We start from the raw sequence: 19,091 nt of genomic DNA, 5'->3' as shown, positions 1-19,091 counted from the left end.
GGATGCGACTGCGGGGCAAGGTGGCGTTGCTGACCGGTGCGGCGGCGGCGATCAAAGGCGAGCTGATGGGCTTCGGTGGGGCGGCGGCGCATCTCTTCGTGCGCGAGGGCGCGAAGGTGGTGCTGACCGACATCCGCGACGAGCTGGGCGAGCGTGCGGCCGCGTCCCTGCGGGCCGATGGCCATGACGCGCGCTACCTGCATCTCGACGTGACCTCGGAACAGAACTGGACCGAGGTGGTTGACGCGGTGATGGCGGTGCACGGGCGGCTGGACATCCTGTTCAACAACGCCGGCGTTGCCTTTCCCGGCAAGGTCGAGAACCTCCCGGTGGATGTCTGGGACCGCGAGCTCGGCGTTCATGCCAAGGGTGTTTTTCTCGGCACCCGGACGGCGATCCCGGCGATGCGCAAAGGCGGCGGCGGGTCGATCGTCAATACGTCCTCGGTCATGGGCCTCGTCGGCAGCCCCACGTCGCCGGCCTATTCGGCCGCCAAGGGCGCCATCACGCTCTTCACAAAGTCGGCGGCGCTGCAATATGCGAAGGAGAATATCCGCATCAACTCGGTGCATCCGGGCTATGCCGATACGCCGCTGACCGACAGGCGCTTCAGCGATCCGGCGGTGCGCCAGCAGTTGCTCGACCGCACGCCGATGGGCCGGCTCGGCACCGCCGAGGACATCGCCAACGGCGTGCTGTTCCTGGCCTCGGACGAATCATCGTGGGTCACCGGCTCGGAGCTGGTGATCGACGGCGGCATGACGGCGCAATAGGACGAAGCGACATGATCCGGCAAGCTGAAGCGAGCGATGAAGCCCAGATCCGGGAGTGCGCCGAGCAGGCCTATGCCCGCTATGTGCCGTCGATCGGGCGGAAGCCGGCGCCGATGGTCGCCGACTTCGCCGCGCAGATCGCTGCAGGAGAGGTCTTCGTTGCGACGGATGACCAGGCTGCCTTCCAGGGCTTCATCGTGTTCTATGCCGAGGATGGGTATATCCTGCTGGAGAACGTGGCTGTCCTTCCTCGTGCAGCCGGACGCGGTGTGGGCAAGGCCTTGATCGGCTTTTGCGAAAATGCCGCACGGCAGCGCGGCATGAACGTGCATCTCTATACCAACGAGAAGATGACCGACAATCTCTCGATCTACCCCAAGCTCGGATATGTCGAGGTAGGGCGCCGTTCGGAAGACGGTTTCAACCGCGTTTACTTCGAGAAAACCTTCACCTGACGCTAGTACGCCGAGAAGCCTCCCTCGGCCGGAATCGCGGCGCCGTTCACCATGCGCGATTCGTCGGAGGCGAGGAACAGGGCGACGTTCGCGATGTCCTCGGGCTGTCCGACGGCGAACGGGTATTGTGCGGCCAGGTTGTCGATCCCGCCGAAGCGGATGTGGTTGCCGCCGGTGAAGCGCGCCGCGACCCGTTCGGTCAGCACGACACCGGGACAGATGGCGTTGACGCGGACACCCTTGGACGAGTAAGCGCCGGCCAGGGCCTTGGTGAAGGAGATCAGGCCGCCCTTGGCCATGACGTAGACATGCGCGATGTGGTTGCCGCGCAACGCCACCACCGACGAGAAATTGACCACGCTGCCCTTGCCCTGCTCGACCATCACGGGGATGACGTGCCGGCAGCACAGGAACGGCCCTTTCATGTCGAGGTTGATGGTGTGGTCCCAGACCGAGGGATCGACTTCGGTCACCGGCCTGTCCTCGGGGATGGAGCCGCCGGCGCAATTCAGCAGCACGTCGATACGGCCGAATGCGTCTTTGGCCTGTTGCACCATCTGCTTGACGCTCTCTTCGTCGGTCACGTCCGTGCGCACGAAGCGGGCGCCGGCGCCGGCCTCGCGCGCGCTCGCCTCGCCCAGGGTCGCGTCGATCTCCGCCACGACGACCTTGGCGCCTTCCGCAACGAACATCTTCGCCGACGCCCGGCCGATGCCGGAGCCCGCGCCCGTGATCACCGCGACCTTGCCCTCAAGACGATTCATCTGTCTCTCTCCCGGTTATGGTTTGCATCTTCAACCCCAGAGCCGCTGGCTGGCGATCGCAGCGCCGTCGCGCATCGCCTCGAGCTTGGCCCAGACCACGTCTTCGGACACCTGGGTGTCGCCGACGATGGTGCCGAAGCCGCAGTCGGTTCCGGCCATGACCCTCTCGCGGTCGCCGACCGCGCGCACCGCGCGTTCCAGCCGCTCGGCGATCACCTGCGGGTGCTCGACATAGTTGTGCGTCGTTTCGATCACGCCGCAGACCAGGGTCATGCGATCGGGCAGCTTCTGGGTCCGGAACGCATCGACCTCGTGGCTGTGGCGCGCATTGGCGAAAGGCAGGCAGAGCGCGCCGGCCTTCACCTGGTAGCAGACCGGCAGCACGTCGGGGGCCGGCACGTCGTTGACGTGCGGGCTGTCGCGGTTGCCCCAGCAGGCGTGGAAGCGCACCCGCTCGGGCGGGATGTCGGCCAGGGCCTCGTTCAGCGCCGCGACATGCATCTCCATCGCCGCGAGGAACTTCGGCAGCGGCTCGTCCTGGAAGTAGCCGGCGCGTTCGATGCCCAGATCGGGCGAGTCGATCTGCAGTATGTGGCCCTGCGCCACGATGAACTCGTATTCCTGCTTGAGCTCGCGGGCGAGCGCGAAGACATAGGCCTCATGGCTGTCGTAGTGCTGGTTCTCCATCGAGCACGCGGCGAAGCCCGGCGAGACGGCGGTCACGAAGGTCTCGGCGAAGCGCCGGGTCTGGCGTGCCAGCGCGCGGGCGAAGGCGTCCAGCTCGGCCCGGGCGCCGTCGAGACTCTCGTAGCGCACTGGCCCGATCGCGGCCGGGAAGCCGTAGACGTTGAGCCGGCGTGTGCCGCGCGCCTGGAAGTTCTGCCACCATTGGGGGAACTGCTGCATGTCGCGGATCGGCCGGCGGTTCGATTGGCCGCCGAAGCCCGACATGCGTTCGATGATGTAGCCGAAGAAGGTGGAGCGCGGCATCTCGCCGTCGTTGCCGACATCGATGCCGCAGTCGAGCTGGCGGCGCACGATGAGGTCCATTGCCTCGTCGGTGAGCGCCGGAATCCTTGCGGAATCGACCGGCCGGCCCTCGGCCTGGGCCACCAGCAAATCGGCCAGGATGGCCGGCCGCGGCAGGCTGCCCATATGGGTGGTCAGGATGCGATCCGTGCTCTGCTTCATGCGTTCGGTCTCCCAGAAATCTTGTCATCCCGAGCGCATCGAGCGATCTATGGTCGGTGCTGCCATAGATCCCGCGCTGCGCTCGGGATGACACGGTTTTTGTCGCGAGTGTAGTGCGCTACTCCCTTACTCGGCAGCCTTCCGAGGCTGGCTATAGCGGCTCGTCACGGGTCGCAAGCCGAGGTTTTCGCGCAGGGTCCTGCCTTCGTACCCGGTGCGGAACAGCCCGCGGCGCTGCAGCTCAGGGACGACCATCTCCACGAAGTCCTCGCCGCCGCCGGGCAGGGTGGCCGGCGTGATGTTGAAGCCATCGCAGGCCGCCGCCTCGAACCACTCCTGCATGGTATCGGCGATGTCGGCGGGCGTGCCGATCCGTGCGGAGCCCGTGATGCCGGCACGGAGATACAGTTCGCGGATCGTCGGCTTCTCCCGTTTCATCCGCTCGACGAGCTGGGCGCTGAGGCTGCGGAGTTCCTGCGGGCCCAGCGCGCCGTCGGGCACCGGCTCGTCCAGCGCGTGGCCCGACAAGTCGCCGAACGCGCCGTACAGCGATCCCAGCCCGGCCAGCGGGTCGAACAGCGCCTGCAGCTCGTCGTACTTCGCCTGTGCTTCGGCGCGCGTGCGGCCCACGACCGGGCAAAGCGCCGGCATGATCTTCAGATCGTCGGGCTCTCGGCCGTATTTCGCCATCCGTCTTTTGACATCGGCGTAGTAGGCGCGCGCGCCCTCGAGCGAGCCGGAGACCGCGTAGATCACCTCGGCGGTCGCCGCGCCCAGCTCCCGGCCTTGCTCCGAAGCGCCGGCCTGCACGATCACCGGATGGCCCTGCGGCATGCCGGCGACGTTCAACGGGCCGCGCACCTTGAAGAACCGCCCCCGGTGATCGAGCACGTGCATCTTCGCTTCGTCGAAATACCGGCCAGCCGCCTTGTCGAACAGGAGCGCGCCGTCGTCCCAGCTGTCCCACAATCCCTTGACCACCTCGACGAACTCGGCGGAACGGGCGTAGCGCGTGTCGTAATCGAGCGTCGTCTCCAGCCCGAAGTTCTGAGCCTCGAGCTCCGACCAAGACGCGACAACGTTCCAGCCGGCGCGGCCCTTGCTGATCAGGTCCAGCGTGGCGAACTTGCGCGCCAGGTTGTAGGGCTCGTTGTAGGTGGTGGAGGCGGTCGTCACCAGGCCGACATGGGTGGTGACCATCGCCAGCGCCGGCAGCAATGTCATCGGTTCCAGCTCGACCATGTCGCGGCCGGTCCGGGCCAGCGAGCCGCGCGGCTGGTCGCCCTGGCGAATGCCGGCACCGTCGGCAAAGAAGATCATGTCGAGCTTGCCGCGCTCGGCGACCTGGGCGCTGCGGACATAGTGCTCGACGTGCAGCGTACCGTCGGCCGGGACATCCGGATGGCGCCAGGCGGCCGGGTGATAGCCGTGGCCGCGGATCGACAGGCCGAGCCGCATCTTGCGTGCCGTCATTGTTACGTCTCCTCCCGGGCGAGCTTGCCGCTGCGCGGTGGACTATGTCACGGTCGATATAAGGAGGCCGACATGCTGGAAACACGGGAAGGCGGGTGCCATTGCGGTCGCGTGCGGTTTCGCGCTGAGGTCGATCTCGACCTGCTGTCCCATTGCAGCTGCTCGATCTGCACCAAGAAGGGCATCCTGCACCTGGGCACCGATCCTGCGGCGTTCCGGCTGCTGAAGGGCAAGATCGCACTCAAGGCCTACACCTTCGGCACCGGTGTCGCGCAACACACCTTCTGCTCGCATTGCGGCATGCACGCCTTCTATATCCCGCGCGCGAACCCGCATCGCATCAGCGTCAATGCCCGCTGCCTGGACGAGATCGATGGGTCGAGCCTGAAGCCCACGCGGTTCTTCGACGGCCGCCACTGGGAGGATGCGCAGCGCCGGCGGATCGAGGAGACCGGCGAGGCGCCGCCGGCGGACGCGCACGGCGCGAAGACTCTGCAGGCAATTCTCGACCGGGCGCAGGAGTAAAGCTTCCAGCGCCCGGAGCCCCGCACGGCGTCGTCGAGATCGCCGGCCCCGAGCGCGCACCATTCAGCGACGTCGTCGCTCGCTACCTGCCGGCAATCGGCGACTTGCGCGAGGTGGTGAGCTTCTGTTCGGAAACTGAAAATCGTTCCAGGCCTCGGCCGGTGATTTCTCTGCGTCTCGACCGCCGGATATTTTGCAGGACGGTGTCGGTTCCCGAAGGCTTCGTTCGTCGTTCCGATATCAGGCCGACGAGGCCGGCTCGTACAAGGAGACAGGCGATGCGTGTGATGGTGCTCGTGAAGGCGACCGAGGAAAGCGAAGAGGGCTTTCGGCCCACGCCCGAGACGATGACGATGATGGAGGAGATGGGCAGGTTCAACGACGAGCTGCAGAAGGCCGGCGTCCTGCGCTTCGCCGATGGCCTCAAGCCTTCATCGGAGGGCAAGCGTGTGGCATTCGACGGTCCGGGCCGTACGGTCATCGACGGGCCTTTCGCGCAGCCCCGCGAGCTGGTTGCCGGCTTCTGGCTGTGGGAAGTCAAGGACATGGACGAGGCGGTCGCCTGGGTGAAGCGCTGCCCCAATCCCATGTCGGGACCGAGCGAGGTCGAGATCCGGCCGCTGTACGAGATGGCCGATTTTCAGCGCGACTCCGGCGCTGCGAGCCTCGGAAAGCCGTGACCGCGTCCAGTTGCGCGACGCGTCCGTCAGCGTATTCCCGTGCCACGCGCTTGCCCTTCATCGACGGGGGCCCGGGCGTTGCCGGTGGTGCCCGAACGGATCTTCACGTGATCGATGAACGCTCTCAGCTTCGGCGTCATATGATGCCGGCTGGGATAGTAGAGAAACACGCCCGGGGCCATGGTCGCGAACGGCTCCAGCACGCGGACGAGCTTGCCTGCTTTCACCATGCTTGCTGAGATCGGCGCGGGCACTTGTGCAAGCCCCATGCCTTCCACGGCAGCGCCGAGCAGGGTGGAAAAGTCGTGCGCGATCAGCGAACCCGAGACGATCGCTTCGACCGGCTTGCCGTCGTCGACGAAGGACCACGGCGCGATCGACCCGTTCGAGCGACGCATGCGCAGGCAGGCATGCCGACGCAGATCGTCAATGTGTTACGGCCGGCTCCGCCGGCGCAGATAGCCGGGGCTTCCCACGACCACGAACGGGAAGGGCGGCGTCAGACGCACTGCGACCATATCGGCGGTAATGAACTGGCCCATCCGCACGCCGGCATCGAATCCTCCGGCCGCGAGGTCGAGCAGTTCCCCGCTTGCGGCGATCTCCACTTCGACCTCGGGAAAGGCCCGGCAGAAGGAGGCGATCAGCGGTTCCAGCAGGAGCGGCACCACGGCCCGTGGCACCGTGAGGCGCAACAGTCCGGCCGGCCGCTGGCCGAGATCGCGGGCAACCGCGCTTGCGGCGACCAGCTCCTCGAAGGCGGGCTTTGCGCGTGACAGGAATCGCTCGCCGGCTTCGGTCAGGCCGACACTTCGCGTCGTGCGGATGAAGAGCGCTGCGCCGATACGCGCCTCCAGGGTGCGTATCGCCTGGCTGATTGCCGACGGAGTCACCGCGAGGTCCGCCGCTGCTTTACGGAAGTTGCGGTGCCGGGCCACTCCCAGGAATGCCTCCACCCCGTCGAGCGCGCCCTGTCGCATCGTGAAGTTCTGCTTCATGACCCGTCGACATTATCGCGAATAGTGTCTTGCTGGAAAACTGCCCTTAGTCCGGCTCCCGGATCGGAGTTGCGGTGTCCGAGGCCGCAACCATCGCCATCTGACAGGAGGCCGAAATGTCGACGGAGCCCATCTTCCAGGCACAACTCATCCTGGGTTATGTCGCGTGGCTGCTTTGCCTGGGCGCGTACATCCTGCCTTGGCTCAAGTCGATGGACAGGATCGAAGCGCACCGCGCGATCGCGACCCTGCACAGCTTTCGCTTCTTCGGGCTCGCCTTCATGGTGCCGGGCGTCGTCAGTCGCAGCCGGCCCGATAGCTTTGCCACCTTCGCCGCCTATGGCGACTTCGTGACCGGATTGCTCGCTTTGGCGGCGCTCCTCACGATCAAGATACGTCCTGCCTTCTGGCTGTTCGTCGCCGCCTTCAATGTCGTAGGGACGGCTGACCTCGTTCTCGACTACTACCATGCCATCCAGGTCGGCCTTCCTGCGCGGGCAGGAGAGCTGGGCGCCGCATACGCCATTCCGATCCTCTATGTTCCCTTGCTGATGATCACGCACGGCGTCGCCTTGTATCTGCTGGTGCGTTCTCCCGCGAAGGCCGCGCATTTGCCCACCGGCGATGCGGCCACCTCATAGATTACCGAGGTTCGCGACGAGAAGGATTGGATCGAGCGGCACCGGCCAATTGGCTGGTCAGCGGGGCAGGACCTTGCGGCCAAGCGACCTGGCTTGCCGCCAGAGGGGTAACAGCACCCGGCCCGTCAGCGGAATGGCCAGCAGGCCTACGAGGAAGCCGGCAACGCCGGCTCCGGTGGCTTCCACCAACCAGGCGACCAATGGCTTCGCGACCGGAACCGCCTCCGCAGCGGCGGCGCCCGCGTCATGGAGCGTATGGGCGGGCCAGCCCAGGCCGTACGTCTCGAGGCCGTGGAGGATGATGCCGCCGCCGACCCAGATCATCGCGGCCGTGCCGACCATCGCCAACGCGCCGAGAAGATACGGCATGGCGTGGACGACCGCGCGCCCGGTGAGGCGAAGCGGGGCGGCGACAGGCGACTCGGGCGCCAGGTTCGCCAGCGCCAGGCCGAGATCGTCCGCTTTGACGATCAGCGCAACGACCCCGTAGACCGCCGCCGTTATGCCAATGCCGACGACGGCGAGGATGATCGCCTGCTCCACGGCGTTGTCGCCGGGAACGGCGGCGAGCGTGATGGCCATGATCTCGGCCGAAAGGATGAAATCGGTCTTGATCGCGCCGGCGACCTTCTCGTCCTCAAAGGACCCGGCGTCGAGAGCCCCCGTTTCGGCCTTTGCTTCCGGCGCATGCGGATCGTGCGGGATGAAGAGCTCGGTGACCTTCTCCGCGCCTTCGTAGCAGAGGTAGGCCCCGCCGATCATCAGGAGCGGCGTGATCGCCTCGGGCAGCAGAAGGCTGAGGGCCAGCGCCGCGGGCAGGAGGATCAGGAGCTTGTTCTTGAGCGAACCGAGCGCGATCTTCCCGATGATCGGCAACTCGCGCGCCGGAGAGAAACCCGTGACATAGCGTGGCGTGACGGCCGTATCGTCGATCACGACGCCGGCAGCTTTCGCGCCGGCCTTGGTGGCATGAGCGGCGACATCGTCGACCGACGCGGCGGCGACTTTCGCCAGCGCGGCGATGTCATCGAAAAGAGCCAACAGACCGCCGCTCATGAAGCACCACCAAAGCTGCTGCGTGGAAGGATCGCGACCGAGGCTCACACCTTCGGCCCCGGTGTCGCGCAACATAGCTTCAGCTCACACCGAGTGCATGCACGACCGCGCGCTGCCACGACGAAGAACTTCTTCTCGTCTCATCTCAGAAGCATTGACGGCCACCGAGGCATGTGGTCATTTCACAGGATAGCTGCGCGTACCCTGTAGCAGACTCTAATTAGGTCGTTACCTCAGCGGGGAGGGTCGCATGATTCGTAAAATGATGATCGGTTTGGCGGCGCTCGTTTCGGGAGCCGCGTTCAGTGCCTCGTCGTACGCGCAGGATCTCAAGCTCTACGCTTTCAGTTCGGGAGCGCTCACCATCGGCAAGGGCGCGCTGCTGAATACTGCCTCGATGACCGACATCATCCAGGTTCCGGTGGGTTTCTACGTGGTCAAGCACCCCAAGGGGACCGTGCTGTTCGATACCGGCAACAACGACAAGATTATCACCGACCCGTCCTATTGGGGCGAGGCGTTCAAGGCGCTGAAGCCGGTCAACACGCCTGACGTCGCCATCGACACGCAGCTGCAGAAGATCGGCCTGAAGCCGGACGACATCACCTTCGTGGTCCCGAGCCACATGCATCTCGATCATGGCGGCAACGTCGGGAAGTTCCTGAAGTCGACGATCGTGCTCCAGAAGGACGAGATCGCGAATGCGTTCTGGCCCCAGCCTGGCACGGGCGGTCCCTACATGATCGGGGACATCATGCCGCTGCGCTCACCCAATACCGACCTCCCGAACGCCGTCAGGATGCTGCAGCTCGAGGGGGACAAGGATCTCTTCGGCGACGGCACCGTGGTGGTGAAGCGCTGGGTCGGCCACACCCCGGGCAGCCAGATGATGACGGTGAAGCTGAAGAACAAGGGCCTGACGATCCTCACCGGTGACAACGCCTACTTCCGCGAGAACGTCGAGAAGGGCGTCCCGCCGAACATCGTGCTGGCGTACTCGCCGAGCGGCATGCTCAGCGCCTACGAATGGATCCGCTACCAGATGGCCACGGAGAAGGCGGACTTCATGACCGCCCATGATCCGGACGCCTTCAAGGCGATGAAGAAGGCGCCGGAATTCTACGACTGAGGTCCTGAGCCGTCGCTCCGCCATGGCGGTGGTTTCACTCGAGGGCCTGAGCAAGAGATACGGTCCCCACCTCGCGGTGGACGACGTCTCCTTCAACGTCGGCCACCGCGAAGTCATGGGTCTGCTGGGTCCCAACGGGTCGGGCAAGACCACTATCCTTCGCGTCCTGACCGGCTATCTCCGCCCGAGCGCGGGAACGGTTCGCGTTGCCGGCTTCGATGTCGTGCGCGACGGCCGGGCGGCACGGCGTCGGGTCGGCTATGTGCCGGAAGACGCGCCGCTCTATCCCCATATGCGGGTCAACGAGTTCCTCGAGTTCATGGGCCGGCTGCGCGGTCTCGACGGCAGCGGGTTGCGCGCCGCGATCGGGGGGGCCAGCGAGCGCCTCAGCCTGGGAGATGTCGGCGAGACCATCATCGGCCGGCTCTCGCGCGGCTATCGTCAGCGTGTGTGCCTCGCGCAGGCCGTGCTGCACCAACCCGACCTGCTGGTGCTCGATGAGCCAACCAACGGCCTCGATCCGCGCCAGATCATCGAGTTTCGCGAGCTCATCCGCGGCCTCGCGGAGCAATGCTCGATCGTCGTCACCTCGCATATCCTGGCGGAGATCGCGCGGCTGGCCGATCGGGTGGCCATCCTGCTCGGAGGACGCCTGCTGGCCGTGCGCCCGCTTGGTGCCGCGGGCCTCGTCCGCCTCAGGGTCCGCAACGATATGGGCGCCGGCGTGACGCCGTTGCTGCGGGCGGCAGCGGCCGAGGCCGGGGCCGAGATCGTCGAAGAGCCGGTGGCGGACGGCATGGTCTCCTGGCGCGTGCGGGCGGCGGAGCCTGCCGCGGTCGACCGGCTCGTCGCCCGGCTCGGGGCCGCCGGCATCGCGGTCGTCGAGTTGTCAGAGGCCGGCTCGGACCTCGAGGAAACCTTCCTGGCGGTCACCGCGCGAAAGCCGGTCCATTGACGATCCTGCGCACGCTCACGGTCAAGGAGATCCGCGCCCTTTTCGCTTCGCCGATCGCCTATGCGGTGGTCGCGGTCTTTCTGCTCCTCAACGGCTACAGCTTCGTCGTCACCCTGGCCCTCTCCAAGCAGGCGACGCTCGTCCACATCTTCTTCCAGTCGGCCATGCAGCTCGTCCTCCTCGTGCCCCTGGTGACCATGCGGCTGTTCGCCGAGGAGCGCCGCGGCGGCACGCTGGAGCTTCTGCTGAGCTCGCCGGCGCCCGAGATCGACATCGTGCTCGCCAAGTTCGCGGCGGCGATGCTGATGCTCATGACGATGATCGGCCTCACCGCGACCTACGCGCTCACCCTGGGGCTGTTCGGCCGGCCCGACTGGGGGCCGGTCTACAGCGGCTATCTCGGGCTGGTCCTGCTCGCGGGCGCGCTGGTCTCGATCGGGCTCGCCATCTCCGCGCTCACCACCAACCAGATCGTCGCCGCGGTCGCGTCGCTCGGCCTGTTCGGCGTGCTGTGGTCGATCGATTCGCTCGCGGCGCTGCTGCCGGCACCGATCGACAACTGGCTCCTCGGCGTGTCGCTGCTGGCCCGCTTCACGCCCTTCGCCGTGGGGGCGATGTACACGTCCGATGCCGGCTTCTTTCTGTCCGTCATCCTGTTGGGACTTTTCCTGACAGTGCGCGCGCTCGTGCGCCGCTGAAGCGATGGAACAGCATTCGCTCGAGATCGTCCCCCTGCTCTGGCTCGGCGGATGGCTCGTGGCCATCGTGGCGGTGTTCTGGGCCGCCCTCCGGCTGCCGCTCGACATCGGTTACGGCTCCTGGCGCGGCAGGCTCTATATGGCTGGCATCGTTCTCGCCTCCGTGGGCGTGTGCGCGCTCGCCAACGTGGCGCTCCACCTCCACGACGGCCATGTCGACCTGACGCGCGAGAAGATCTACACGCCGTCGCCCGCTGCCCTGAAGGTGGTCGACGCGCTCGATCGCGATGTCGCGGTGACCTATTTCTATAACTCGCGCGACCCCGCCGCGAAGCGTTCCCGCGATGTGCTCGAGGTCATGGAGCGGCGCAATCCACACTTCAAGCTCCGGGCGGTCGATCCCGACAAGGAACCGACCCTCGCCCGCACCAGCGGCATCAAGATCTACAACGCCGCAATGATCGAGGCGGAGGGACGCCGCGTGCTGGTGCACAGCACCGACGAGTCCGAAATCGCGCTCGGCATCCAGCGCGTGCTGCGCGAGCGCAAGATCACGGTCTGCTTTGTCGAGGGCCACGGCGAGCTGCCGATGGACAATTTCGAGTTCCACACGCATCTCGAGAACGCGGCCGACCACAGCCACGGCGATGCGTCGTCGCACGTCGTTGAGATGCCCGGGCATGGTGTCGGACGTTTCCGCCGGGCGCTCGAAGCACAGGGCTACGACGTTCAGAAGGTCGTCCTCGCGACACGCACGGAGGTCCCGGCCGATTGCACCGTGGTCGTGCTGGCGAGTCCCCGCACCACGCTGCTTCCGGCCGAGAGCAGCGCGCTGCGCGACTTCCTGCGGCGAGGCGGTTCCGCGCTTTTCCTGTTCGACCTCGGCTTCGTGCTCGAGCCCGAGCTCGAGCGCCTGATGGCCGGTCTCGGCATGCGCTTCGAGCAGCAGGTCGTCATCGACCCGTTGAGTCACTACCAGAACGATCCCGAGCTGGTGGCAGTCGCTGGTTACGATCGGCACCCGGTCACGCGATCGCTGTCGTTGACGATCTATCCCGGCATCCGGCCCCTGAGCCTTGCGGCCCCGTCGGCAGGCGTGCAGATCGTGCCGCTTCTGGCGAGCAGCCGTGACAGCTATACGCGGCCGGTGGCGGCGGCGGAGCATCGGGTCGCGGGGGCCGCCCCGGTCGGCGATGCCGCCGCGGTTGTCCCGCCCGTCCCGAGGCCGCGCGTGCTGGGGGCGATCGCCGAGGGAACGATCGAGGGCGGCAGCCAGCCGATGCGCGTCGTCGCCGTCGGCGACGGCGATTTCGCCAGCAACTCGTTCTTCCCCTACATGGCCAACAGCGACCTGCTGCTGTCCGCCATCCGCTGGCTGGCGCGCGAGGAGCGCAACACCGCCGTTGCCGCGCGCGTTCCCGTGCCGCCCCACATCCTCCTGACGGGCCTGCAGACCCAGCTGGTATTCGGCATCATCGTCATCCTGCTGCCGCTCTCGGTCGTCGCGCTCGGATGCTTCGTCTGGTGGCGCCGGCGATGAGCAGGGCGCGCACGTTCGTCCTGCCGGCCGTGGCGCTCGTCGCGCTGGTGTTTCTCGTCGGCATGGTGCTGAGCGGCAGCCAGCCCGTGCTGCGCCAGAACGTGTCCTTCGAAGCGAAGGGCGTCCTCGGCCTGTTGCCGGAGCAGGTTCGCCGGGTTGAGATCATCCGTGGCGGCGAGCGGCTCAGCGCGGTGCGGACCGGCGACAAGAGCTGGGCGATGGTGGACGGCGCCGACATCGGTAGCGACGCCGGCAAGCGCCTCAGCATGGCGGTGCAGATGATGCACACCTCGGCGCCCGTCAACGAGATCCCGGCGGCGGAGCTGGCCGGCGCCGATGTGGCGGGATTCGAGCTCGATCCGCCGCACCTCGCGGCAAGGCTCTATGCGGACGGTCCCGCTCCGGTGCTCGCGGCGCAGTTCGGCGCCTACAATCCGGAAGGCTACCTGCAATACGTGCGGGTCGACGGCGAACCTCGGATTTATCTCCTGTCGCGATTCGTCGGCGAGGAATGGACGAAGGCGCTGGACGGGAGCCTCCACCGGTGAGGCGCGGGTGGCGCGGTCTCGCCTGCGCGCTCCTGCCTTTCGCGCTGCTCTTCCATTGGGTTGGATTGGCGGCGGCGCACACCGGCGGCACGACGGGCTTCGCGCGGATTACGGTCGAGGGTGAGACGGTCCGCTACAGCCTGACGCTCGACGTCGAGGCGCTGTCCAAGGCCCAGAACGGGCCGCTTGCGGCCGACCAAGATACGCTCGCCAGCATCGTCGCGCGCCACGTCGAGATTTCGGCCGACGGCACGCCCTGCGCGGCGCTGCCCGGCACAGTGCAGCCGGCCCAGCCCGGCCGACCGATCGTGGTGGTCGTCATCCACTACGCCTGCGCGGCGGCGGTCGGCACATTGACCCTGCGTGACGGGCTCTCCGCCGTGTTCGGCCGCGACCACCATACGCTCGCCAGCATCGAGGGGCCGGCAGGAACCGAGCAGTTCCTGCTTGATCCGAACCGGCCCGAAGTGCGCGTCGCGATCAGCGGCCCGCCGGCCGGGGCGTCCGCCGCGGAACTGGCACCGGAAAGCGCGTACGGCTTCTTCCGGCTGGGCATCGAGCACATCGTGACCGGCTTCGATCACATCCTCTTCCTTTTCGCGCTGATGCTGCGCGGCGGGCGGATCGGATCGCTGCTGGCAATCGTCACCGCCTTCACAGTCGGGCACAGCCTCACGCTCGGGCTCTCGGTCCTGGGGATCGTGCGGCTACCGGCGGAGATCATCGAGCCGCTGATCGCGGCATCGATCGCCTATGTCGCCTGCGAGAACATATTCCTGCAGCGCGCACCATCGCGGCGATGGTTGGTCAGCCTGCTGTTCGGCCTGGTGCATGGATTCGGTTTTGCCGGCGCCTTGCTCGAGCTCGAGCTGCCGCGCGACGGGCTGTTCTCGTCGCTGCTGTTCTTCAATCTCGGCGTCGAGACCGGTCAGGCCATGATCGTCGCGCTGCTCTTCCCGGCGCTCGTCCTGCTGTCCCGCTTCGCCTGGGAGAAGCGGGCGGTGACCGTCATTTCGGCTGTCGTCCTGGTGGCAGCGGTCGGGCTACTGACGGAACGGACCTTCCTGCCGTAGACGGCCGCCGCAGCGGATCATCTCAAGCTGCATCTGCTGCCGCAAAATGCGCCATCTGATCGGCATGTGCCTTCAAGAAGGACGGGCGGGCCGTGGCGCGCGCGACATAGTCGTGACAAGCGGGATAGTTCGCCAGGCCGCCGAACCGATCGACCAGGCGCAGCACGTCGGCCATGAGGATGTCGGCGACGGAGAAGCTCCGGGCGAGCCATTCGCGCGCCGCCAAGACCGGCTCCATATGTTGAAGTCGGTGGACCTTCAGGAACCCGTCAAAAAGCCTCCAGGCCGCCGTTGTGTCGCTCTCGCCCGAGAACGCCAACAAGGACCAGGGCTGGCTCGCTGCCTCGACCGAGTTGAGGGCCGCGAAAAGCCATTCCTTGGCGTCGCTGCGACCGCGCGTATCGGCGGGCAGCAGGGCGTCGCTGCGCTCGCCGAGATGAAGCAGGATCGCGCCGCTTTCGAAGATCGAGATGTCGCCATCGGTCAGCCACGGCACCTGGCCGAAGGGCTGGTGCGAGAAGTGCTCCGCATTGCGAGGGCGAAACGGCGTACTCTCAACGCGATAGGGCAACCCGGCCTCTTCCAGCGCCCAACGCACCCGTATGTCGCGCACGTGGCCGCGCGGCAATTCGGGAACCCAATCGTAGGTCGTCAGCACCAGTTCACTCATTCGGGATCTCCAAGGAAAGAGGGGAGCTTGTCGAGAAGGCCATTCCAGCCTTGCTCGTGACTTTTGCGCGCCTCTTCGTCGGGAAGATGCTCGTGGAGCAGTGTCAGCTCGGTGCCGCTGTCGTGCGGCGCAAGCAGAAAAGTGACCAGCGATTCTCTTTCCGGCATTCCGGGCCATTCCCAGGTGAAAACCAGCTTCTTCTCGGGAACCACTTCCTGATAAATTCCAGTGGGGTTGTGCTCCTCGCCATTCAGCAACCTGAATACGATGCTGAATCGGCCTCCGGGCCGCACGTCTGCCTCGGCGCGGAGTGTCGGCCCCGCGTCGGGACCCCACCACTGCATCATTAGCTTGGGCTGCGTGATCGCCGCCCAGACCTTGGCGGGTGGGGCCTTGATCCTGCGCACGATGGTCACGCTCGGCAGGTTCCTGGTCATCGGCTGCCATCCTCTTCCACGAGCGCAGCGAGCCGGTCGATGCTTACCGTCCAGAAGCGTTCATACCGTCCGAGCCACTCCATCGCCTCCCGCATCGGCCCGACCGAAAGGTGAACCGACACGGTGCGGCCGGTCTTGGTCCGCGTGATCAATCCCGCATCGGACAGGACATCCAGATGCTTCATCAACCCGGGAAGCTTCAGCGAAAGCGGGCGGGCGAGCTCGCTCACCGACAGCCCGGGCTCCTCCTTCAGCCGTAGCAGGACGTCCCGCCGGGTAGGATCGGCGAGCGCGGAGAACGTGCGGTCCACGCTCGACGTTTGATACTTCACCATGTGGCGAAGTATCGCTTCGGTGCCTGGCAGGAGTCAACCGTCAGGCATCTCCGAGTCCCAGGGGCTGCTCAGCTCTCCTGAGCGGCGGCGCGTGTCCGCCCGGCGATCAGAACGTCATCACGGCCCGGCCGACGATCTCGCCCGCCCTCAGAAGCTCGAGGTTTTCATTGAGCTGCTCGAACTTGATGGGCTTGATGGTGTGGCGGATCTTGCCTTGTGCGGCCAGCGCCATGACCTCGGTCAGGTCCGTGTTGTTGCCCCAGTATGAGCCATGCAGGGTTTGTTCGCGCGAGACGCGCGGGAACAACGGAATGTCGATGCGATCGCCGACCAGCCCGACATCGGCATAGTGGCCGCTGATCGAGAGCAGGGCGAAGGCCAGCTGCACCATCTCGGGCGCGCCCGTGCAGTCGATGACGGCATCGAGGTCGCTCTGGCCCGTGGCCTTGCCGAGCTCCTTGGCAATATCGGCCGCGGACTTGCCCTTGATGGCAATGGCGTGATCGACTCCGTATTCCTTCGCGACCGCGAGCTTGTCGAGGTTACGGGCGAAGGCGACCACCGTCGCACCGCCGCCGAGCAGCTTGGCGTACTGGACGGCGTATGCGCCCAGCCCGCCGATCCCGAACACGCCCATCACCCGGTTCGGGCCGAGCGCGCCGGCATCGCGCAGCTTCTTGATGCCGCGATAGGGCGTCAGGCCGGCATCGGTGAGCGGCGCGAGCTCCTCGAAGTCGAGGCGCTTGTCGACCTTGATCACGTAGCGTGCCGGGACGGGCAAGAATTCGGAGAATCCGCCGTATGGACCGAAGCCTGGCCAGCGCACGTTGGGGCAGATATGCGTGTTGCCGACCAGGCAGTGACGGCAGGTGCCGTCGCCCCATCCGGGCGCGACGACGACGTGGTCGCCCTCCCGAAGTCCGGCCGCCTTGGGCACGACGCCGCCGATCTTGTGCACGATGCCCGTGATCTCGTGGCCCATCGTAATCGGCGTCGGGATGTCGGCGTATTTGCGGAAGTATCCGTCCATCAGCTGCACGTCGGAGCGGCACATTCCGCCCGCCTTGACCTGGACGAGAACATCGTCGGGCTGGATGTCGGGAACCGGCACGTCCTCGAGAACGAGGGGCTTGCCATACTCGTGCAGGCGCGCGGCTTTCATGTCTGTGTCCTTTCGTGTCGATGCTTGGGGTGGAGACTTGCGGGTGGGTCGTCGGCGACGTTCAGCCTTTGGCGACGACGACCATCTTCGGGTTGACGAGTTCCTTGATCCCGAATTCTGAGAGCTCGCGACCGTAGCCGGACCGTTTCACGCCGCCGAACGGCAGCTCGGGAGCGGTCGACGAGCGCGTGTTGATCCAGACTGAGCCGGTCTCGATCCGCGATGCCAGGGCCCTGGCCCTGTCGATGTCGGCGCTGAAGATCGCGCCCGACAGGCCGAAGGGCGAATCGTTGGCGATCTCGACGAGTTGCTCGTCGTCGCGCACGACATGGACCTGTGCCACCGGACCGAAGAACTCCTCGAAATAGGCGGGATTGTCGCGCGTGACGTTCGTGAGGATCGTCGGCTGGAAGAAGGCACCGGGTCCCTCGATCGCAGCGCCGCCGTGATGCAGCGTGGCGCCGGCCTTCACCGCCCTCTCGACCTGCGCGGCGATGTCGTCGCGCGCGTTCACCGAGCATAGCGGTCCCAGGCCGACGCTCTCGTCCATCGGGTCGCCGATCTTGATGCCGGCGAGGATGTCGGTGAATTTCTTCAGGAATCTGTCGGCGATCTTCTCCTGGATCAGGAAGCGCTTCGCTCCGTTGCAGACCTGTCCGGCTCCATACAGGCGGGCGGCGGCACCGGCTTCGGCGGCCTTGTCGACATCGGCGTCGTCGAGCACCGCGAACACATCGGCGCCGCCGAGCTCCATCACCGACTTCTTGAGATGCTTGCCGGCCTGCGAGGCGACGATGCTGCCTGCCTTCTCCGAACCTGTCAGCGCCACTCCCTGGACGCGGTCGTCGGCGACCAGAGTGGCGATCTGCTCGCCGGTCGCGAAGATATTCGTCCATGTGCCCTTCGGCGCACCCGCAGCCGTCGCAACCTCCTCGAAGGCGACGGCGGCTCGCGGAACGATGCTGGCATGCTTGGCCAGCACGGGGTTGCCGATGGCGATATTGGGACCGGCGACGCGAACCAGCTGATAGTAGGGGAAGTTCCAGGGCTCGACGGCGACGATCACGCCGATGGGGTGATATTCGACCCAGGCTTCGCCACGCGGGGTCCGGATCTTCTCCGGCGCCAGAAAGGTCGCGGCGTTCCTGGCGTAGTAACGCGCGATATCGGCGCTGAGCCGGACCTCGTCGCGCGCCTCCGAAAGGCGTTTCCCCATTTCCTGCACCAGTATCCGTGCAAGGGGCTCCATGCGTTCTTCCATCAGGTCAGCGATGCGAGAGAGCACCCCGAGCCGTGGTTCGATCCGCCCTTTCGACCAATCGGACTTGAAGAGCGAGTGAGCGATGGACAAAGCCGACTGGAGTTCGGCGTCCGTGTGATTGGCGAAGGTCTCGACGACTTCGCCTGTTGCTGGGTTGACGCTCGTGTACGGCATGGTTCTTGCCCTTCCGCGACGGAATCGGAACGGAGTGTTCTCGTGCTATTGCGCGCTTCGCCCTGCCTTCGGAGCGGAGGGCGAGCGACCGAGCGCGGCGATTGCCGCCTCGGCCACGGCGATGTCCTGCTCGACGGTCCCGGCGCTGGCGCCGACGGCGCCGACAATATTTCCATCGAGCATGACGGGAATGCCGCCGCCGAAAATGACGACCTTGCCGGCGTTGCTCTGCTGGATGCCGAACAGCGGCTTTCCCGGCTGCGCCAGCTCTGCCAGATGAGCGGTCGTCTTGTCGAAGAGCCTGGCAGTCGTCGCCTTGCCGATGGCGAGGTCGATGCTGCCGACGAGCGCGCCATCCTGGCGCAGGAAGGCGAGCAGGTGGCCTCCTGCATCGACGACGGCGACATTGTAGGCGACCTCGAGGCTCGCGGCCTTCGCCTCGGCGGCCGTTAGCATTCGCTTCGCCTCTTCGAGCGTTAGGCTGTCGTATGACCGTGGCATGTCATCCTCGGCGTCGTCGAAGCATGAAGGCCGCCGATCGCTCGAGGCAGCC

21 protein-coding genes and 1 pseudogene are annotated in these 19,091 nt (G+C 66.3%); 11 read left to right on the top strand and 11 right to left on the bottom strand.

Features of this window, described 5'->3' with window-relative positions; genetic code table 11:
• Nucleotides 1–2 precede the first annotated feature (2 nt).
• The gene (locus ACQY8M_RS28070) at nt 3–773 is read left to right on the top strand and encodes an SDR family NAD(P)-dependent oxidoreductase (protein ID WP_428662791.1); all 771 of its coding nucleotides are present in this window, start codon (nt 3–5) and stop codon (nt 771–773) included.
• 11 nt (nt 774–784) lie between these two features.
• Entirely contained in the window at nt 785–1,228 is a 444-nt protein-coding gene (locus ACQY8M_RS28065) for a GNAT family N-acetyltransferase (RefSeq protein ID WP_428662788.1), read from the top strand.
• Nucleotides 1,229–1,230: 2 nt separating this feature from the next.
• On the opposite strand, the gene ACQY8M_RS28060 is transcribed toward ACQY8M_RS28065, so the two are convergent.
• From ACQY8M_RS28060 to ACQY8M_RS28050, 3 genes are all read right to left on the bottom strand, one after another.
• Complete coding sequence (locus ACQY8M_RS28060) at nt 1,231–1,992, bottom strand: SDR family NAD(P)-dependent oxidoreductase (protein WP_428662785.1); 762 nt, start codon at nt 1,990–1,992, stop codon at nt 1,231–1,233.
• Nucleotides 1,993–2,022: 30 nt separating this feature from the next.
• Complete coding sequence (locus ACQY8M_RS28055) at nt 2,023–3,183, bottom strand: hypothetical protein (protein WP_428662783.1); 1,161 nt, start codon at nt 3,181–3,183, stop codon at nt 2,023–2,025.
• A 126-nt stretch (nt 3,184–3,309) separates the two neighbouring features.
• Nucleotides 3,310–4,656, bottom strand: a complete 1,347-nt coding sequence (locus ACQY8M_RS28050) for an LLM class flavin-dependent oxidoreductase (protein ID WP_428662781.1) — start codon at nt 4,654–4,656, stop codon at nt 3,310–3,312.
• Nucleotides 4,657–4,728: 72 nt separating this feature from the next.
• Between ACQY8M_RS28050 and ACQY8M_RS28045 the strand changes: the two genes are divergently transcribed.
• Together ACQY8M_RS28045 and ACQY8M_RS28040 are read left to right on the top strand one after the other, a co-directional pair.
• Nucleotides 4,729–5,181, top strand: coding sequence for a GFA family protein (locus ACQY8M_RS28045; protein WP_428662779.1), 453 nt, complete (start codon nt 4,729–4,731; stop codon nt 5,179–5,181).
• 278 nt (nt 5,182–5,459) lie between these two features.
• Nucleotides 5,460–5,861, top strand: coding sequence for a YciI family protein (locus ACQY8M_RS28040; RefSeq protein WP_428662776.1), 402 nt, complete (start codon nt 5,460–5,462; stop codon nt 5,859–5,861).
• 26 nt (nt 5,862–5,887) lie between these two features.
• On the opposite strand, the pseudogene ACQY8M_RS28035 reads toward ACQY8M_RS28040, so the two are convergent.
• Nucleotides 5,888–6,859: pseudogene (locus tag ACQY8M_RS28035) on the bottom strand (LysR family transcriptional regulator).
• Nucleotides 6,860–6,975: 116 nt separating this feature from the next.
• Between ACQY8M_RS28035 and ACQY8M_RS28030 the strand changes: the two are divergent.
• Nucleotides 6,976–7,500, top strand: coding sequence for a hypothetical protein (locus ACQY8M_RS28030; protein WP_428662773.1), 525 nt, complete (start codon nt 6,976–6,978; stop codon nt 7,498–7,500).
• A gap of 57 nt (nt 7,501–7,557) precedes the next feature.
• On the opposite strand, the gene ACQY8M_RS28025 is transcribed toward ACQY8M_RS28030, so the two are convergent.
• Nucleotides 7,558–8,556: a DUF808 domain-containing protein gene (locus tag ACQY8M_RS28025; protein ID WP_428662770.1), complete on the bottom strand. Its 999-nt coding sequence runs from the start codon at nt 8,554–8,556 to the stop codon at nt 7,558–7,560.
• A gap of 250 nt (nt 8,557–8,806) precedes the next feature.
• Here ACQY8M_RS28025 and ACQY8M_RS28020 point away from each other — a divergent pair, with 250 nt between their 5' ends.
• From ACQY8M_RS28020 to ACQY8M_RS27995, 6 genes are read left to right on the top strand one after another with little or no spacing between them, the layout of a single operon-like run.
• Complete coding sequence (locus tag ACQY8M_RS28020; protein WP_428662767.1) at nt 8,807–9,685, top strand: N-acyl homoserine lactonase family protein; 879 nt, start codon at nt 8,807–8,809, stop codon at nt 9,683–9,685.
• 22 nt (nt 9,686–9,707) lie between these two features.
• Nucleotides 9,708–10,640: an ABC transporter ATP-binding protein gene (locus ACQY8M_RS28015; RefSeq protein WP_428662764.1), complete on the top strand. Its 933-nt coding sequence runs from the start codon at nt 9,708–9,710 to the stop codon at nt 10,638–10,640.
• Entirely contained in the window at nt 10,637–11,338 is a 702-nt protein-coding gene (locus ACQY8M_RS28010; RefSeq protein WP_428662762.1) for an ABC transporter permease, read from the top strand. The genes ACQY8M_RS28015 and ACQY8M_RS28010 overlap by 4 nt, the downstream gene beginning before the upstream one ends.
• Nucleotides 11,339–11,342: 4 nt before the next feature.
• Nucleotides 11,343–12,878 (top strand): GldG family protein, encoded by a 1,536-nt coding sequence (locus tag ACQY8M_RS28005; protein ID WP_428662759.1) that lies wholly within the window; start codon nt 11,343–11,345, stop codon nt 12,876–12,878.
• Nucleotides 12,875–13,426: a hypothetical protein gene (locus tag ACQY8M_RS28000; RefSeq protein ID WP_428662757.1), complete on the top strand. Its 552-nt coding sequence runs from the start codon at nt 12,875–12,877 to the stop codon at nt 13,424–13,426. The genes ACQY8M_RS28005 and ACQY8M_RS28000 overlap by 4 nt, the downstream gene beginning before the upstream one ends.
• Nucleotides 13,423–14,499: a HupE/UreJ family protein gene (locus tag ACQY8M_RS27995; RefSeq protein WP_428662754.1), complete on the top strand. Its 1,077-nt coding sequence runs from the start codon at nt 13,423–13,425 to the stop codon at nt 14,497–14,499. Before ACQY8M_RS28000 ends, ACQY8M_RS27995 begins: the two co-directional genes overlap by 4 nt.
• Before the next feature lie 22 nt (nt 14,500–14,521).
• On the opposite strand, the gene ACQY8M_RS27990 is transcribed toward ACQY8M_RS27995, so the two are convergent.
• The 6 genes from ACQY8M_RS27990 to ACQY8M_RS27965 form a co-directional block, all read right to left on the bottom strand.
• On the bottom strand, nt 14,522–15,169 hold the full coding sequence (locus tag ACQY8M_RS27990) for a glutathione S-transferase family protein (RefSeq protein WP_428662752.1): 648 nt from the start codon (nt 15,167–15,169) through the stop codon (nt 14,522–14,524).
• The gene (locus ACQY8M_RS27985; protein WP_428662749.1) at nt 15,166–15,606 is read right to left on the bottom strand and encodes an SRPBCC family protein; all 441 of its coding nucleotides are present in this window, start codon (nt 15,604–15,606) and stop codon (nt 15,166–15,168) included. Before ACQY8M_RS27985 ends, ACQY8M_RS27990 begins: the two co-directional genes overlap by 4 nt.
• Nucleotides 15,603–15,917, bottom strand: coding sequence for an ArsR/SmtB family transcription factor (locus ACQY8M_RS27980; protein ID WP_428662746.1), 315 nt, complete (start codon nt 15,915–15,917; stop codon nt 15,603–15,605). The genes ACQY8M_RS27985 and ACQY8M_RS27980 overlap by 4 nt, the downstream gene beginning before the upstream one ends.
• A gap of 130 nt (nt 15,918–16,047) precedes the next feature.
• A complete protein-coding gene (locus ACQY8M_RS27975) occupies nt 16,048–17,103 on the bottom strand; it encodes an NAD(P)-dependent alcohol dehydrogenase (protein ID WP_428662744.1) in 1,056 nt (351 codons plus the stop codon).
• Between the two features lie 61 nt (nt 17,104–17,164).
• Nucleotides 17,165–18,538 carry an NAD-dependent succinate-semialdehyde dehydrogenase gene (locus ACQY8M_RS27970; RefSeq protein ID WP_428662741.1) on the bottom strand — a complete coding sequence of 458 codons (1,374 nt, stop codon included), beginning with the start codon at nt 18,536–18,538 and terminating at the stop codon, nt 17,165–17,167.
• 45 nt (nt 18,539–18,583) lie between these two features.
• On the bottom strand, nt 18,584–19,039 hold the full coding sequence (locus tag ACQY8M_RS27965; protein ID WP_428662739.1) for a GlcG/HbpS family heme-binding protein: 456 nt from the start codon (nt 19,037–19,039) through the stop codon (nt 18,584–18,586).
• Between the last annotated feature and the right edge of the window lie 52 nt (nt 19,040–19,091).

This window comes from Reyranella sp., from assembly GCF_965279465.1.
In the GTDB taxonomy this organism is placed as follows: Bacteria; Pseudomonadota; Alphaproteobacteria; order Reyranellales; family Reyranellaceae; genus Reyranella.
Note: the sequence above shows the minus strand (reverse complement) of the source record. Positions and strands in the feature narration are given on the sequence as shown.

Excerpts from the sequence above, each read along its gene's own strand:
- ACQY8M_RS28065 (WP_428662788.1), top strand. The coding sequence starts at position 785 with ATGATCCGGCAAGCTGAAGCGAGCGATGAAGCCCAGATCCGGGAGTGC.
- ACQY8M_RS28050 (WP_428662781.1), bottom strand. The coding sequence starts at position 4,656 with ATGACGGCACGCAAGATGCGGCTCGGCCTGTCGATCCGCGGCCACGGC.
- ACQY8M_RS28025 (WP_428662770.1), bottom strand. The coding sequence starts at position 8,556 with ATGAGCGGCGGTCTGTTGGCTCTTTTCGATGACATCGCCGCGCTGGCG.
- ACQY8M_RS27965 (WP_428662739.1), bottom strand. The coding sequence starts at position 19,039 with ATGCCACGGTCATACGACAGCCTAACGCTCGAAGAGGCGAAGCGAATG.
- ACQY8M_RS27975 (WP_428662744.1), bottom strand. The coding sequence starts at position 17,103 with ATGAAAGCCGCGCGCCTGCACGAGTATGGCAAGCCCCTCGTTCTCGAG.
- ACQY8M_RS28020 (WP_428662767.1), top strand. The coding sequence starts at position 8,807 with ATGATTCGTAAAATGATGATCGGTTTGGCGGCGCTCGTTTCGGGAGCC.
- ACQY8M_RS28000 (WP_428662757.1), top strand. The coding sequence starts at position 12,875 with ATGAGCAGGGCGCGCACGTTCGTCCTGCCGGCCGTGGCGCTCGTCGCG.
- ACQY8M_RS28045 (WP_428662779.1), top strand. The coding sequence starts at position 4,729 with ATGCTGGAAACACGGGAAGGCGGGTGCCATTGCGGTCGCGTGCGGTTT.
- ACQY8M_RS27990 (WP_428662752.1), bottom strand. The coding sequence starts at position 15,169 with ATGAGTGAACTGGTGCTGACGACCTACGATTGGGTTCCCGAATTGCCG.
- ACQY8M_RS28060 (WP_428662785.1), bottom strand. The coding sequence starts at position 1,992 with ATGAATCGTCTTGAGGGCAAGGTCGCGGTGATCACGGGCGCGGGCTCC.
- ACQY8M_RS27985 (WP_428662749.1), bottom strand. The coding sequence starts at position 15,606 with ATGACCAGGAACCTGCCGAGCGTGACCATCGTGCGCAGGATCAAGGCC.
- ACQY8M_RS27970 (WP_428662741.1), bottom strand. The coding sequence starts at position 18,538 with ATGCCGTACACGAGCGTCAACCCAGCAACAGGCGAAGTCGTCGAGACC.
- ACQY8M_RS28070 (WP_428662791.1), top strand. The coding sequence starts at position 3 with ATGCGACTGCGGGGCAAGGTGGCGTTGCTGACCGGTGCGGCGGCGGCG.
- ACQY8M_RS28015 (WP_428662764.1), top strand. The coding sequence starts at position 9,708 with ATGGCGGTGGTTTCACTCGAGGGCCTGAGCAAGAGATACGGTCCCCAC.
- ACQY8M_RS28030 (WP_428662773.1), top strand. The coding sequence starts at position 6,976 with ATGTCGACGGAGCCCATCTTCCAGGCACAACTCATCCTGGGTTATGTC.
- ACQY8M_RS28005 (WP_428662759.1), top strand. The coding sequence starts at position 11,343 with ATGGAACAGCATTCGCTCGAGATCGTCCCCCTGCTCTGGCTCGGCGGA.
- ACQY8M_RS28040 (WP_428662776.1), top strand. The coding sequence starts at position 5,460 with ATGCGTGTGATGGTGCTCGTGAAGGCGACCGAGGAAAGCGAAGAGGGC.
- ACQY8M_RS28055 (WP_428662783.1), bottom strand. The coding sequence starts at position 3,183 with ATGAAGCAGAGCACGGATCGCATCCTGACCACCCATATGGGCAGCCTG.